The organism is Chelativorans sp. YIM 93263 (assembly GCF_028767125.1).
GTDB lineage: Bacteria > Pseudomonadota > Alphaproteobacteria > Rhizobiales > Rhizobiaceae > Chelativorans.
This window is the reverse complement of the sequence record NZ_JAKCWP010000002.1, coordinates 288,838-302,992: the sequence shown is the minus strand read 5'-3', so window position 1 is coordinate 302,992 and position 14,155 is coordinate 288,838. Positions and strand designations below refer to the sequence as shown.

The 14,155-nt window shown below is 60.2% G+C and carries 12 protein-coding genes; 10 read left to right on the top strand and 2 right to left on the bottom strand.

Annotated elements, in window-relative coordinates; translation table 11 throughout:
• Positions 1 to 77 precede the first annotated feature (77 nt).
• The 8 genes from rseP to LY631_RS05590 all read left to right on the top strand — a co-directional run bounded on the left by rseP (position 78) and on the right by LY631_RS05590 (position 9,969).
• Positions 78 to 1,217, top strand: a complete 1,140-nt coding sequence (gene rseP / locus LY631_RS05625; protein ID WP_274424145.1) for an RIP metalloprotease RseP — start codon at positions 78 to 80, stop codon at positions 1,215 to 1,217.
• 227 nt (positions 1,218 to 1,444) lie between these two features.
• On the top strand, positions 1,445 to 3,811 hold the full coding sequence (bamA, locus tag LY631_RS05620; protein WP_274424144.1) for an outer membrane protein assembly factor BamA: 2,367 nt from the start codon (positions 1,445 to 1,447) through the stop codon (positions 3,809 to 3,811).
• Between the two features lie 55 nt (positions 3,812 to 3,866).
• Positions 3,867 to 4,913, top strand: coding sequence for a UDP-3-O-(3-hydroxymyristoyl)glucosamine N-acyltransferase (gene lpxD / locus LY631_RS05615; protein WP_274424143.1), 1,047 nt, complete (start codon positions 3,867 to 3,869; stop codon positions 4,911 to 4,913).
• Between the two features lie 5 nt (positions 4,914 to 4,918).
• Entirely contained in the window at positions 4,919 to 5,389 is a 471-nt protein-coding gene (gene fabZ / locus LY631_RS05610) for a 3-hydroxyacyl-ACP dehydratase FabZ (RefSeq protein ID WP_274424142.1), read from the top strand.
• A gap of 8 nt (positions 5,390 to 5,397) precedes the next feature.
• A complete protein-coding gene (lpxA, locus tag LY631_RS05605) occupies positions 5,398 to 6,231 on the top strand; it encodes an acyl-ACP--UDP-N-acetylglucosamine O-acyltransferase (protein ID WP_274424141.1) in 834 nt (277 codons plus the stop codon).
• Entirely contained in the window at positions 6,206 to 7,102 is an 897-nt protein-coding gene (locus LY631_RS05600; RefSeq protein ID WP_274424140.1) for an LpxI family protein, read from the top strand. Before lpxA ends, LY631_RS05600 begins: the two co-directional genes overlap by 26 nt.
• Entirely contained in the window at positions 7,099 to 8,271 is a 1,173-nt protein-coding gene (gene lpxB, locus LY631_RS05595) for a lipid-A-disaccharide synthase (protein ID WP_274424139.1), read from the top strand. Before LY631_RS05600 ends, lpxB begins: the two co-directional genes overlap by 4 nt.
• Positions 8,272 to 8,580: 309 nt before the next feature.
• On the top strand, positions 8,581 to 9,969 hold the full coding sequence (locus LY631_RS05590; protein ID WP_274424138.1) for a TrkH family potassium uptake protein: 1,389 nt from the start codon (positions 8,581 to 8,583) through the stop codon (positions 9,967 to 9,969).
• Between the two features lie 86 nt (positions 9,970 to 10,055).
• On the opposite strand, the gene LY631_RS05585 is transcribed toward LY631_RS05590, so the two are convergent.
• Complete coding sequence (locus LY631_RS05585) at positions 10,056 to 10,520, bottom strand: SH3 domain-containing protein (protein WP_274424137.1); 465 nt, start codon at positions 10,518 to 10,520, stop codon at positions 10,056 to 10,058.
• A 109-nt stretch (positions 10,521 to 10,629) separates the two neighbouring features.
• Complete coding sequence (gene erpA, locus LY631_RS05580) at positions 10,630 to 10,980, bottom strand: iron-sulfur cluster insertion protein ErpA (protein ID WP_274424136.1); 351 nt, start codon at positions 10,978 to 10,980, stop codon at positions 10,630 to 10,632.
• Between the two features lie 71 nt (positions 10,981 to 11,051).
• Here erpA and LY631_RS05575 point away from each other — a divergent pair, with 71 nt between their 5' ends.
• Together LY631_RS05575 and argS are read left to right on the top strand one after the other, a co-directional pair.
• The gene (locus LY631_RS05575) at positions 11,052 to 12,263 is read left to right on the top strand and encodes a deoxyguanosinetriphosphate triphosphohydrolase (RefSeq protein WP_274424135.1); all 1,212 of its coding nucleotides are present in this window, start codon (positions 11,052 to 11,054) and stop codon (positions 12,261 to 12,263) included.
• A gap of 65 nt (positions 12,264 to 12,328) precedes the next feature.
• Positions 12,329 to 14,086, top strand: a complete 1,758-nt coding sequence (gene argS / locus LY631_RS05570) for an arginine--tRNA ligase (protein ID WP_274424134.1) — start codon at positions 12,329 to 12,331, stop codon at positions 14,084 to 14,086.
• Positions 14,087 to 14,155: the final 69 nt, after the last annotated feature.

The following is a 14,155-nucleotide window of genomic DNA, read 5'->3' as shown; positions in this document are numbered from 1 at the left end:
CACATGCCACGGATTTGCCGGCATTCGCCTGAAACTTGGCGAGGCAGCTTTCTTATCATCTATCGCGGGAAATGATTTTGGGCGACGTAGCAGCCTCCCTCCTTGGCATAGGCAATTTTCTTTTGGGGACCATCGTCCCCTTTCTTTTCGTGCTGACCATCGTGGTTTTCGTGCACGAAATGGGACACTATCTCGTCGGCCGCTGGTGTGGCATCGGCGTGAAGGCTTTCTCTATCGGGTTTGGCCCGGAACTGTTCGGGTGGAACGATCGCCGCGGCACGCGATGGCGTGTTTCGGCAATTCCTCTTGGCGGATACGTTAAGTTCGTCGGGGACGTGGGCGCCACCAGTCAGCCGGATTCGGAGGAGGCCGAGAGCCTATCGGATGAGGAGCGGCGCATAGCCTTCCATTTGCAGCCCGTGTGGAAACGCGCTGCGACCGTTTTCGCCGGCCCCTTGTTCAATTTCATTCTGACGATCGTCGTTTTTTCCGTCATGTTCGCCATGTTCGGCCGCTATGTGGCCGAACCGATGGTGGCCGAAGTGCGCCCCGACAGCCCCGCCGCCGAGGCCGGGTTCGAGCCTGGGGATCGCTTCGTTTCCGTCGATGGTGCTGCGGTAGAAAGCTTCGGTGACGTGCAGCGAATCGTTTCCGGGCGGGCCGGCGATCCGCTTGTTTTCGTACTTGAGCGTGATGGCCAACTGGTGAAGACGGTCGCCACGCCAGAGGCCCAGGAGCAAACGGACGCACTCGGCAATACCGTCAGGATCGGAATAATCGGGGTCGTCAACAACGAAGTCTTGGGCCAGCCGCGCCACGTCGAATATGGGCCGCTGGAGGCCGTCGGGGCGGGATTCGAGGAAACAGGGAGTATCATTGCCCGCACCGGGCATTTTCTGACCCGATTGGTCTCGGGACGCGAGGATCGTTGTCAACTCGGCGGGCCGGTAAAGATCGCTGATATGGCTGGTCGGGCGGCTAGCCTCGGCTTCGAATGGCTGGTGCAGCTGGTGGCCTTGCTGTCGGTTGGCATTGGAATACTCAACCTTTTGCCCATTCCACCGCTTGATGGCGGGCACCTCGTGTTTTACGCAATGGAGGCGGTTCTGCGCCGCCCGGTTTCCGAGCGGATCATGGATGTGGTATATCGGGCGGGAATGATAATGGTTCTCATGTTCATGGGCTTTGTTTTCTGGAACGATCTGGTTGCGTGCTGACAGGAGAGTGGGAGAGACGATGATGTGCCGGGCAAATCCAGCGGTTGTTGAGACCGTGTTTACCACGACGCATGATCACCGTGCTCTTCTTGCCACGAATCCGCTCATCGTAAACAGAAATTAACCAGAAACCTTGCGTGTGAGGAAAATCCAGTTATGACGGGTGAGCGATTGCCCGCCTCTGGGATATTCGCGGTGGGGATAAAGAAATAAAGGTTCATAGCGCAATGAAGGCAGCTTCCAGACTAACCTGCGCCGTTTCTATGGCCGCGCTGTCGGCCGGTTTGGTGGTGAGCGGCGCGATGGTCGTCAACACCCTTTCGGTTGTTGCGGCTGAAGCAGCCACCGTGAGCCGGATCGAGGTCCGTGGGAACCAGCGGGTCGATGCCGATGTTGTGCGCAACCAGGTCGGCATCAGTCCCGGCGAATCGTTCACGAATACGGATGTGAACGACGCTGTGAAACGGCTGTTTGCCACGGGCATGTTCTCCGACGTTTCCGTTCAGCAGTCTGGAAACACTCTTGTCGTGACGGTGGAAGAGAACGCCATCGTCAATCAAGTGCTGTTCCAGGGAAATCGGAAGATCAAGGATCAAGAGTTGGCCCAGGCGGTTCGGCTAGAGCCGCGCAGCGCGTTTTCGGGGCAGAGCGTACAGGCCGCGGAAGCGGCTATACAGGAAGCTTATCGCCGGATCGGCCGTGACGAAACTTCGGTATCGGGGCGTGTCCAGAATCTCGGTGAGGGGCGTGTCAACGTCATTTTCGATATTGATGAGGGTGACCGCACGAAGATCGCGTCGGTCAATTTCGTCGGTAACGAGGCTTTCGGCGCCCGGCGCCTGCGGGATGTGATCTCGACCAAGCCCTCGAACATCCTGTCCTTCATGCTGCGCAACGATATCTACAGTGAGGATCGTTTGCGCGCCGATGAACAGGCATTGCGCCGCTTCTATTACAACCACGGTTACGCGGATTTTCGCATTATTTCATCGCAGGCGGAACTCGTCGGCAACGAGTACACGATCACCTTTACAGTGGATGAAGGCGAGCGGTACCGATTCGGAGATATCAGCGTCGAGTCGACCGTGCCCGGCATTGATGTCGATCAACTCCAGTCGGCGCTGCAAACGCGCAGCGGCTCCATCTACAGCGCGGAAGATGTCGAAGATTCCATTGTCAGTCTGACGGAGAGGATCGCTGGCTTCGGCTATGCCTTTGCGGAGGTAACACCACGCGGAAACCGCAATTTTCAAAACCAGACCATTTCTGTCGTCTATTCAATCGATCAGGGGCCGCGTGCCTACATTGAGCGAATCGAGATTCGCGGCAATAACCGTACGCGTGACTATGTCATTCGGCGCGAGTTCGATGTCAGCGAAGGCGACGCATTCAATCAGGTGCTGATTCAACAGGCGCAGCGCCGGCTTGACAGGCTGAACTTCTTCGAGACCGTCAATATTCGCACGGTACCGGGATCGGAAGCGGATCAGGTCGTTCTGGTCGTTGATGTGGTCGAAAAGTCGACAGGTGAATTCTCCATCGGTGCGGGTTACACGACCGGCGGCTCAATAAGCAGCGGTGGCGGTTTTTCGGTTGAAGGCTCCATCAGCGAGCGCAACTTCCTGGGACGCGGGCAGTTCGTCCGCCTCTCGGCGGCTGGCGGGCAGGATTCACGTGATTACAATTTCTCCTTCACCGAGCCCTATTTTCTCGGGCGGCGTGTTGCGGCCGGTTTCGACATTTTCCGGAACTCGCGCGAGTTCCAGAATTCGGACGATAATGAAATTTTCGAGCGGGAGAGAACGGGTGGTACAGTCCGGTTCGGTCTTCCCATCACCGAGGCTTTGAACGCGCAATTAGCGTACAACTATACCCGGGAAGAATACGACGGAACTGATGAGCCGGTCTCTGCGGCTATTAGAGAGGCCATCGAGCAGGGGACATGGGTGAAGTCTTCCGTCAGTGGAACTCTGACGTACAACACTCTTGATAATACACAAATGCCGCGCGAAGGCATTTATGCCTCGCTGACGACCGAGGTCGCTGGGCTCGGAGGTGATGCCGAGTTCGTCAAGGTGACCGGGCGTGCCAACTATTATCACATATTGTCCGACCGATTTGATCTCGTCGGGTTAGCAGCTGTCGGTGGCGGACATGTCGTAAGCATCGGGGATGATGATCTGCGCGTTTTCGATCATTTCAACAGCAGCGATCGAATGATCCGGGGCTTCAAGTATAACGGCATCGGTCCTTATCAAGAGGTCGGTGACGGCAGTCGCGACTATTTGGGCGGTACGACCTACTTCAATGCCACCGCCGAGGCGCAATTTCCGATGCCGCTTCTTCCTGAAAGTCTCGGGATTCGTGGTGCGGTCTTCGCCGATGCTGCAACCCTTTACGGCAATGAGTACTCTGGCGATCCTGGCGATCCCGCGGTTCAAGGAACCGATTTGGAATGGCGCGCTTCGGTTGGTGCCAGCCTGATCTGGGCATCGCCCTTCGGTCCGCTGCGGGTCGACTATGCCGAGCCCGTGGTGAAGGAAGATACCGACCGCATCCAGCACTGGAATTTCGGTATTTCTACCCGCTTCTAGGGCATTCAAGCATGGTGTCCGGGTGGCCGCAGGCTGCTCGGGCAAGAAGGCTTTCATGAAGGAACCGGAATTCTTCATCCCCGCACGCCGTTTTCAGGTGGGCGAAATCGCTGCCCTGACTGGCGCGCGGCTGGTGGATTCCGCGCATGCCGAAGTTACCATTGGACAGCTCGCGCCGGCATCTGAGGGTGGCGACGATGCGCTGGTTTTCATTGACGGACGGCGGACATCAGGGCGGGTTGCCTCCCTGCGGGCGGCCGCTGTTTTGTGCGCGGAAGAACTGGTGGACGAAGCGCCCGAGGGGATGGCGGTGCTTGCGACTTCGGCACCGCAACAGGCGTTCGCCACTATTGCAAGGCTCTTGTTTCCTGCGGCTATGCGCCCGCAGCCTGTTACCGGCGAAACAGGAATATCATCGCTAGCGATCATTGCAGGCGATGCAACATTGGAAGAAGGTTCTATCGTCGAACCCGGCGCCGTCATTGGTGCCGGCGTAACGGTCGGGCGCGGTACCATCATTGCGCCTCACGCCGTGATTGGTGCCGGGTGCAGCGTCGGACGCGATTGCTATGTCGGTCCCGGAACCACATTGCAATATGCCATTGTCGGAGACCGGGTGATCATTCACCCGGGCGTTCGTATCGGCCAGGACGGGTTTGGTTTCTTTCCCGGACCGAAGGGGCTTGAGAAGAACCCGCAGATTGGACGCGCTGTCATTCAGGACGATGTGGAAATCGGCGCTAACACGACCATTGATCGCGGAGCCTTGTCCGATACCGTCATAGGCGAGGGGACGAAGATCGATAATCTCGTCCAGGTGGGACATAATGTGCGAATTGGCCGCTCATGCATTGTCGCCGGTCATAGCGGCCTATCGGGATCCGTCACTTTGGGAGATGGTGTCATGCTCGGCGGGCGGGTCGGCATCGCGGATCATATCACGATAGGCGAGCGCGCTCAGTTGGCAGCCTCAAGTGGGGTGATGGACAATGTGCCGGCAGGGGAGCGCTGGGCCGGCTCTCCGGCTCAGCCGATGCGTCAGGCGTTCAGGGAGATTGCCGCACTGCGCAGCCTCGTGGACGGGAAGCGGAGAAGGAAATAAGGCAAATGGCTGAAAACATCTCGACGGCACTGGAAAGCCTCGACATCCAGAGGATCTTGCAGCTATTGCCGCACCGCTATCCTTTTCTCATGGTGGACCGGATCATTGGGATCGACGGCGACAACTCGGCAACCGGAATCAAGAACGTCACGGTAAACGAACCGCATTTCATGGGGCATTTTCCCGGCCAGCCGGTGATGCCCGGCGTTTTGATCGTCGAGGCGATGGCACAAACTGCCGGTGCGATTTGCATTCACAATGCGGGCGACGGTCAGCCTTCCGTCGTTTACTTCATGACGATCGACAGCGCGAAATTCCGCAAACCGGTCGTCCCCGGCGACCGCCTGGAGATCCACGTGCAGAAGTTGAAGCAGCGCGGGAAGATCTGGAAGTTTTCCTGCGAGGCCATCGTCGATGGCAGCAAGGTTGCCGAGGGGGTGATCTCCGCCCTAATGTCCTCCGACGGAGCGGAATGAACAACTCTATGACTGACGAGACTTATGTCCATCCGAGCGCCATTGTGGAAGAGGGGGCGGAACTTGGCCGCGGTGTGCGCGTCGGGCCGTTCTGCCACATTTCGTCGGAGGCGGTGATTGGGGACGGTGTCGAGTTGATCGGACACGTCACGATCATGGGGCAGACGACGCTTGGCGCCGGTTCTCAGGTCTATCCAAACGCCGTTCTTGGTGGGGCGCCACAGAATTTCAAGCACAAGGGCGGGCCGTCGAAGCTGATGATCGGCGAGCGCTGTGTTGTCCGCGAGAGCGCCACGCTTCACCGCGGCACCGACACGAGCCGTGGCGAAACGACCGTAGGCGACGACTGCTATTTCATGGCGTATACGCATGTGGGGCATGATTGCGTGGTCGGAAATCATGTGACCATGTCGAACTATGCGGCGCTGAGCGGACATAGCGAAATCGGCGATTACGTGATCCTGTCCGGCTTCGCCGCCGTCCATCAATTTGTTCGGGTGGGGCATCATGCTTTTCTTGGCGGTTTTGCCGCTGTCGTAGGCGATGTCATCCCGTATGGTATGGCGGTGGGTGATCGCGCCAAGCTGCGCGGGCTCAATGTGGTCGGGTTGAAGCGCTCGGGCATGACGCGCAGTGAACTGATGCAGCTTCGCCAGGCCTATCGCCTCCTGTTCGCGCCTGAGCGGCCGGTCTCTGAGAATATAGAAATCGTACGGAGCGAGTTTCCTGAATCTCCACAGGTCAGCGACATTCTGGATTTTCTGGCCGGGCGGGAGAAGCGCCACCTGACTGTTCCGCCGCGCAGGGGTGGCGTGGATGACGATGATGATGGCGCGGAATGATCCGCAAAGTCTGAAGCTCGGTCCGGGCGAGCGCATCGCCCTTGTCGCGGGCAGCGGCATGCTGCCGAAAAGCGTTCTTCAAAGCCTGATTGCCGCAGGTTATCGCCCGCTCGTTGTCGCAATCGAGGGCGAGGCGGCGATTGCCGAGGCTCCGGCAAGCTATGATCTTTTGCATTTGCCGCCGGAAAGGCTGGGGCAGATCGTGCCGCGTCTCAAGGGGCACGGCGTTACGCATCTGGTGCTCGCCGGCGGGGTTGCGACGCGGCCACCGGTACGGGCGCTGCGGTTCACGCCCGGCATTCTCCTGCATCTGCCTCGTCTTTTAACGGCTTATGCAAGGGGGGACGACGGGCTGCTGCGGGCTATCATCGGCTATCTTGAAGCGAACGGGATCCGCGTTGTCGGCGCGCATGAAGTCGTCCCGGAGTTGCTCATGCCGGAAGGCTGTTTGGGCAAAGTCAGACCTACGGCTGCCGACGAGAAGGATATCACCGCCGGGATCACGGCTGCCCGGGCCATCGGCCGCCTCGATATCGGCCAGGCGGCTGTCGCGTTCGGCGGGCGGGTGATAGCGCTGGAAGGGATCGAGGGCACGGACGGATTGCTGGAGCGGACAAAGGTGCTGCGCAACCACGGCAGGCTCGCCGGAAAAAACCGCGGCGTGCTCGTCAAATGCGCTAAGCCGGGGCAGGAGGCGCGTGCCGACCTGCCGGCGATCGGGCCACAGACGGTGCGTGACGCCCATGATGCCGGGCTATCGGGAATTGCAACCGAAGCGGAGCGGAGTTTCATTCTCGACGGTGCCGAGGCCGTCGCGCTTGCGGACCATCATGGCCTTTTTCTGCTGGGTTTTAACGGAGGGCGGCAATGAACGGGCGGACACCGCTGCGCATAGCCGTAATCGCTGGCGAGGAGTCCGGCGATCTTCTGGGCGTCGATCTCGTCCAGGCAGTGGCGAAGCGAGCCGGGCGTCCGGTGGAGTTATGCGGCATCGGCGGGCGCGGTTTGCAGGCCCAGGGCCTCCAATCGATTTTCCCCGCCGACGACATAGCGCTCATGGGTATTTCCGCCGTGCTGCGCGATTTGCCGCGCCTGATGCGCCGCATCGGCCAGGCGGCCCGCGCAATTGTCGCGGCGAAGCCCGATTGCCTCATCACCATTGACAGCCCGGATTTCGGCTTGCGTGTGGCGCGGAAGGTGAGGGCAGCCCAACCTTCCATTCCGATCGTCCACTATGTCTGCCCTAGCGTCTGGGCGTGGCGGCCGGGCCGGGCCGCAGCGATGAAGCCGCATGTGGACCATGTGTTGTGTCTGCTTCCTTTCGAGCCTGAAGAACTGCAACGCCTTGGAGGACCGCCCGGCACGTTCGTAGGGCACAGGCTTACCGGCGATTCGGATATTCGTGCCGCGGCCGAGGCGCAGCTTTCGCGAAAGGCGAGCGGGCAGCGCGCGCGCAAAAAGCTCCTTCTTCTGCCCGGTTCGCGCAAGGGTGAAGTGCGGCGACTACTCGGCCCGTTCGGGGAAACGTTGAGAGAATTGAATGCCTTCGGGCATGAATTTGATGCGATGATTCCGACGGTGCCTCACGTCGCTCCCCTCGTCGAGGCCGCAGTGAGGGGCTGGGCGGTGCGTCCAGAAATTATCCGAGAACCGCAAGAAAAATGGCGCGCTTTCTCCCAGGCTGATGCGGCACTCGCCTGCTCGGGAACTGTAGCGCTGGAACTCGCGCTGGCACGCGTGCCCTTTGTCTCCTGCTATAAGACGGATCCGGCCGCGCGCTTCGCTATGTCGCTGGTGACCGTCTGGTCGGCTTCGCTGCCCAATCTGATCGCGGACTGGCCAGTCGTGCCGGAATATTTCAATGAGTTTGTCCGTCCCGGCTATCTTGCCCGGCAGTTGCGGCAGCTCTGGTCCGACACGCCCACACGGGAGGCGCAACGCGCCGGCTTTGCCGACGTAGCCGAGCGCTTGGCGACACCGAGGGCCGCGGGCGAGATGGCTGCGGATGTCATACTCGGGCAGATCGCAAATCGCGGATAGCCGGTGGCTTTCCGGAATCGCCAGAGGGGTGGCGAAACACGACAGCACGTTCGGAAACGCACCTCACGCTCGTCAGCCTGTACGGAGTGAAGTGGGGACCGCACTTTGCGCCTTCGTGCCGGATATCACCGCCGTCTTCACTTCGGATCGGCCGCGGAATCAAATTGCTACTGCAATTCTGGGGGCGTAGTAGCATAGAGCATCGACATTGATTCCTTTTTGGGGTCCCGGGCGCTTTCATTGGACACTCTTCACCTTCGATCCGTTACCTTTATCGCTGCAGTATTCGTAGGATATGTCGCGGCGTTCATGATACTGCCCGCGGTGGTCGATCTTTATGTCGGCAACGCAGACTGGCTCGTATTTGCGATTTCCGCTTCTCTCATCGGCGGGTTGGCAATCGGTGTTGCAACGGCGACGCAGGGTGTTCGACCGCCCGTGTCGGCACGATTCGGTTTTCTGCTCGTCAACATCCTCTGGATCACGACCGCCGCGGCTGGCGCCGTGCCCCTCTATTTGGCGTCGTTCGAACTGAGCCTGACGGATGCGGTTTTCGAATCCGTATCCGCCCTGACGACCACCGGATCGACCGTGATCTCGGGGCTCGATAGTCTGCCGCCGGGACTTCTCCTGTGGCGTTCCGTTTTGCAATGGATCGGCGGTGTCGGAGTGATTGCCCTTGGGCTGTTCGTCCTTCCCTTTCTCAGGGTCGGTGGCGTTTCTTATTTGAGGATCGAATCATCGGACATCGGTGACCGGCCTATTGCACGCCTTTCCTCCTTCATGGCGACGCTCGTAGCCGCGTACACGCTTCTCACCTTTGCCTGCGCGGTGGCCTACAAGATCGCCGGAATGACTGGATTCGATGCGATGAATCACGCCATGACGACGCTGGCGACCGGCGGATTCTCGACCCATGATGCTTCACTCGGGCATTATAGTGAAACACCCGCCGTGCTGTGGGTTGGGACATTTTTCATGTTCGTTGCCGCATTGCCTTTCTCGATCCTCATCCTCCTGGCACTCCGTGGCAGGGTCGATCCCCTCGGCGACCCGCAAATCAAGGTATTCGCCGGCTACTGTGCCGCTTTTGTCCTGATGGTAGCAGTCTACTGGCGATTGACGGCGGACGTGCCCCTGGGCACTGCTCTTACGCATTCAGCTTTCAACTTCGTGTCGATCATAACGACCACAGGATACGCGAGCGGCGACTACTCCGCTTGGGGACCGTTCGTCGTTGCCTGCGCATTCGTCGCTACTTTCCTCGGAGGTTGCTCCGGTTCGACGTCGGGCGGAGTCAAGGCCTATCGCTTTAACATCATGTTCGAATTGCTGGCTAGCGGGCTTTGCAGGCTCATCTATCCAAGCTCCGTGGAAACGGTTCGTTATGCCCACCGAACAGTCGATCGGGAAATGCAACGCGCCGTCGTTCTGTTCATCGCAGTGTTCCTTCTGCTTCTGTGTACGTTCACCCTTCTCCTCTCGCTTGCGCAGGTCGATTTCGTCACGGCACTGACGGGTGCATTGACCGCGCTGACGAATGTTGGCCCCGGCTTGGGAGAGGTGATTGGACCGGCCGGTAATTTCGCGCCTCTTTCCGATGCAGCGAAGTGGATTCTCGTGGCTGCGATGCTGCTTGGCCGGCTGGAGATATTGGCTGTGCTCGTATTACTTTCGCCAGTCTTCTGGCGGGAATAGTAATATTCAGGGCGCGCGCCGCGCACCTTTCTAGCGCCGATGACAGCGCCTGGAGGGTCTTCTGCTGGAAGCAAAGTTTGTTCGCGTCAGTCGCGGTACCACCGGCGGGGCGGGCGTCCGCGCCAGCGCCGATCGTCGTCCCAGCGCCGATGATGACGCCAGCGGCGGTCCCAATCCCATCTGCCGCGCCAATGGTGACCGCGCCAACCCAGCCTCCGCCGGTCAACGCCGAACTCTATCCCCACGACACCGATGGAAACACCGACTTGTGGAAAGGGGGCACGGCGGCTTCGTTCCAGGTAGGCCAGATAGTTGCCCGATACCCAGCCGGTTCGCCCGCGCCAGTAGACATGACACCAATTGTAGCCGCTGGCACAGGATTCGACTTCGAGGGAGTATCCGTCGGGGATCGTACCCATGCGCTGATATTGCGTACCCGGTCCGGTGCGGATGTTCAGGTCCGTCGTCACGACAGCCGGTACTGCGGCGGCAAAGGTAGGAGTGAGAAGCACGCCGGCGAGAGCGGCAATCCGGAGCGTTGGCTTAAGCATCGCTCTGTCTCCCTTGGAGCTACAGATTGCCGTATTAACTACTGGACATAACGCCCGGTTCCGCCAGAAGGGCGAAACCGGAAAGTGCCACGCGGGAGTGAAAACCGTTTTAAATTGAAAAGCTGGTGCCGCAGCCGCAGGAGGCAACGGCGTTGGGATTGTTGATCTGGAATGACTGGCCGATCAGGTCGTCGACGAAGTCGATCTCTGAACCTCCCATATAGACCAGCGACAGCTCGTCTATGAATACAGTCGCACCGTTCTTCTCGATGACGTGGTCATCCTCCTCGCGTTCGCTGACAAGGTCGAACTCATAGGAAAAACCGGAACAGCCGCCGCCCTGGACCGAAACGCGTAAGGCAATCTTGTCCGGTTCGGACTCAAGAACCTTAACGATACGCTTTGCCGCGGCATCGGTCAGTTCGACGCCCTTCATGTCCGACTTGGCATCAATACCCATGGGGGTCACCTTGCTTTTATCCAGACTAGATAGGTATGAACGGGAAGGCAGCGAGTCAACAAGCGGCAATCATGACGGGCTCCACTGATATAGGCTTCGGATATCGGCCGCGCGCGGTCTATGCCTGCGATCCTGCGCGAACGCGCGGGCGGTTCCATCCGGAGCCGGAAAGTCCAACGCGCACACCGTTTCAGCGGGACCGCGACCGGATTATCCATTCAACAGCATTTCGCAGGCTGAAGCACAAGACACAGGTCTTCATCGCTCATGAAGGCGACCATTATCGCACGCGGTTGACCCACTCTATCGAGGTGGCTCAGATCGCCCGCGCGCTCGCAAGGGCGTTATGCTGTGACGAGGATCTGGCCGAGGCGGTTGCGCTGGTGCACGATTTCGGCCACACGCCCTTCGGGCATACGGGTGAGGAGGCGCTGAACGAGAAGATGGCGCCCTGGGGCGGTTTCGACCACAATGCGCAGGCGCTGCGCGTGGTCACGCGGCTGGAGCGCCGTTATGCGGAGTTCGACGGGCTGAACCTTTCATGGGAGACGCTCGAAGGGCTGGTGAAGCACAACGGCCCGTTGGAGGACGGGGACGGTCGCGGGGTCGACGGCCCGGTGCCGCGGGCGATCCGCATCTACAATGAATTGCACGATCTTGAATTGAGCCGCTTCGCCAGCCTGGAAGCGCAGTGTGCGGCCATCGCAGACGATATCGCCTATAACGCCCACGACATCGACGACGGCTTGCGCGCCGACCTGCTTACTCTCGACATGCTGCGGGAGGTGGAACTGCCCGGCCGCATATTAAAGGTGGTGGGCGAGCGCTATCCGACACTCGATGCCGTTCGCACCGGGCACGAACTGATGCGCCGCCAAATTACGGCGATGGTGGAGGATGTGATCGCGACGGCGCGCTCGAACATCGACGCGCTGAAACCGGCGTCAATCGACGATATCCGGGATGCGGGGCTTACGATGGTGTCGTTTTCGGGGCAGATGAGAACGGAAGAGAAGGCGCTGAAGGCGTTTCTCTACGGCAATCTCTACCGTCACCCCTCCGTGCTGGAAGTGCGCCGGGCGGCCGATCAGGTGGTGCGCGACCTTTTCGATGCCTATTTTGCCGAGCCGCGCGAGATGCCGGAGGGCTGGCGCGAGGGGCTGGACCGGGCGGAGGACCGGGTCAAGGCGCGCGACGTGGCGGACTTTCTTGCCGGTATGACTGACACATATGCATTGAAGGAGCATCTGCGCCTGTTTGACCGGACTCCCGATTTGAGCTAGGCGCAGGCCACGTCCGGCGCTATGTACCGCCGCCAATGAAGGTTACGCATTCCGGGACACTGTCCATGAATATCTTTGCCGATTTCTCCGATCGGGTCGTCAATGCCGTCAAATCCCTCGAGCTGGAGCCGAAGGACGGGGGTGAGCTGAATCTCTCCCGCGTGAATGTGGAGCCACCGCGCGATCCGAGCCACGGCGACTTGGCCACCAACGCAGCGATGGTGCTGTCCAAGGCGGTCGGCGAAAACCCGCGCGGGCTCGGCGAGCGGCTGGCGGAAAAGCTTGCCGACGACCCCGACGTGGCCGAGGCGAGCATCGCCGGGCCGGGATTCGTCAATCTGCGCCTGTCGGACGCGTTCTGGCAGGCACGGCTGGCCGAAATGCTGGATCTGGGCGAGGATTACGGCCGCTCGCCGGTGGGCAAGGGCCGTAAGGTCAATGTCGAGTATGTTTCGGCCAATCCAACAGGGCCAATGCATGTCGGCCATTGCCGCGGCGCGGTCGTGGGGGACGCGCTGGCGAACCTGCTCGCCTTCGCCGGCTATGATGTGACCAAGGAGTACTACATCAACGATGCGGGAGCGCAGATAGATGTGCTCGGCCGCTCCGTACTGCTGCGCTACCGTGAAGCGCTGGGCGAGAGCATCAGCGCGATCCCCGAGGGGCTTTATCCAGGCGATTATCTCAAGCCGCTCGGCAAGGCGCTGGCCGAGGAGTACGGCACAAAGCTTCTGGAGATGCCGGAGGCGGACGCGTTGGAGATCACTAAGAACAGGGCGATCGACGCCATGATGGCGATGATCCGCGAGGATCTCGCCGCGCTCAACGTGCATCACGACGTGTTCTTCTCCGAGCGCTCGCTGCATGCCGGAAACGGAGGGGCGATCCGCTCCGCGGTCAACGACCTGACAATGAAGGGGCATGTCTATAAGGGCAAGCTGCCGCCGCCCAAGGGGCAGAAGCCGGAGGACTGGGAAGACCGGGAGCAGACGCTCTTCCGATCGACGGAGGTGGGCGACGACATCGACCGGCCGCTCATCAAGTCGGACGGCAGTTACACCTATTTCGCCGCCGATGTCGCCTACATGAAGGACAAGTACTCCCGCGGCTTCGAGCACCTGATCTATTTACTGGGTGCTGATCATGGCGGGTACGTGAAGCGGCTGGAGGCGCTGGCGCGGGCGATCTCAGACAATACGCTGGAGCTTTCGGTGCTCTTGTGTCAGCTCGTCAAGCTCTACCGCGATGGGGAGCCGGTGCGGATGTCAAAGCGGGCAGGGGAGTTCGTCACGCTTCGCGAAGTGATCGAAGAGGTGGGGCGCGACCCGGTGCGCTTCATGATGCTTTACCGCAAGTCCGATGCGCCGCTCGACTTCGACTTCGCCAAGGTGACGGAGCAGTCCAAGGACAACCCGGTCTTTTACGTGCAGTATGCTTCGGCGCGCTGCCACTCGGTGTTCCGGCAGGCACGCGAGCAGTTAGGCGTGGAGCGCTTCGATCGTGCGGACATGAAGAAGGCGCTGCACCTGCTGAAGGACGAGGGCGAGATTGCGCTGATCCGCAAGCTGGCCGAGTATCCGCGGCTGATCGAAAGCGCTGCCCAGACGCTGGAGCCGCACCGGCTCGCCTTCTACCTCTACGACCTCTCCAGCCAGTTCCATGCACAGTGGAATCGCGGAACGGAGACAGATCGCTTACGATTTGTTAAAGTTAACGACCCAGAGTTGTCTCGTGCCAGGCTGGGTCTGGTGCAGGCTGTTTGCGATGTCGTTACATCCGCACTGGCGCTTGTCGGTGCGGAAGCTCCGGCGGAAATGCGCTGAAGCGCAGCCTGTCACCTTTTGCCCATATTGCGCTGGTAGTGCCACGAACAGTGACGCCACAGGTGTCCG

What these genes read in the sequence shown, in the direction of transcription:
- erpA (WP_274424136.1), bottom strand. Translation starts at nt 10,980, where the DNA reads ATGGGTATTGATGCCAAGTCGGACATGAAGGGCGTCGAACTGACCGAT.
- LY631_RS05585 (WP_274424137.1), bottom strand. Translation starts at nt 10,520, where the DNA reads ATGCTTAAGCCAACGCTCCGGATTGCCGCTCTCGCCGGCGTGCTTCTC.
- lpxA (WP_274424141.1), top strand. Translation starts at nt 5,398, where the DNA reads ATGACTGACGAGACTTATGTCCATCCGAGCGCCATTGTGGAAGAGGGG.
- argS (WP_274424134.1), top strand. Translation starts at nt 12,329, where the DNA reads ATGAATATCTTTGCCGATTTCTCCGATCGGGTCGTCAATGCCGTCAAA.
- LY631_RS05575 (WP_274424135.1), top strand. Translation starts at nt 11,052, where the DNA reads ATGACGGGCTCCACTGATATAGGCTTCGGATATCGGCCGCGCGCGGTC.
- lpxD (WP_274424143.1), top strand. Translation starts at nt 3,867, where the DNA reads ATGAAGGAACCGGAATTCTTCATCCCCGCACGCCGTTTTCAGGTGGGC.
- bamA (WP_274424144.1), top strand. Translation starts at nt 1,445, where the DNA reads ATGAAGGCAGCTTCCAGACTAACCTGCGCCGTTTCTATGGCCGCGCTG.
- lpxB (WP_274424139.1), top strand. Translation starts at nt 7,099, where the DNA reads ATGAACGGGCGGACACCGCTGCGCATAGCCGTAATCGCTGGCGAGGAG.
- fabZ (WP_274424142.1), top strand. Translation starts at nt 4,919, where the DNA reads ATGGCTGAAAACATCTCGACGGCACTGGAAAGCCTCGACATCCAGAGG.
- LY631_RS05590 (WP_274424138.1), top strand. Translation starts at nt 8,581, where the DNA reads ATGATACTGCCCGCGGTGGTCGATCTTTATGTCGGCAACGCAGACTGG.
- LY631_RS05600 (WP_274424140.1), top strand. Translation starts at nt 6,206, where the DNA reads ATGACGATGATGATGGCGCGGAATGATCCGCAAAGTCTGAAGCTCGGT.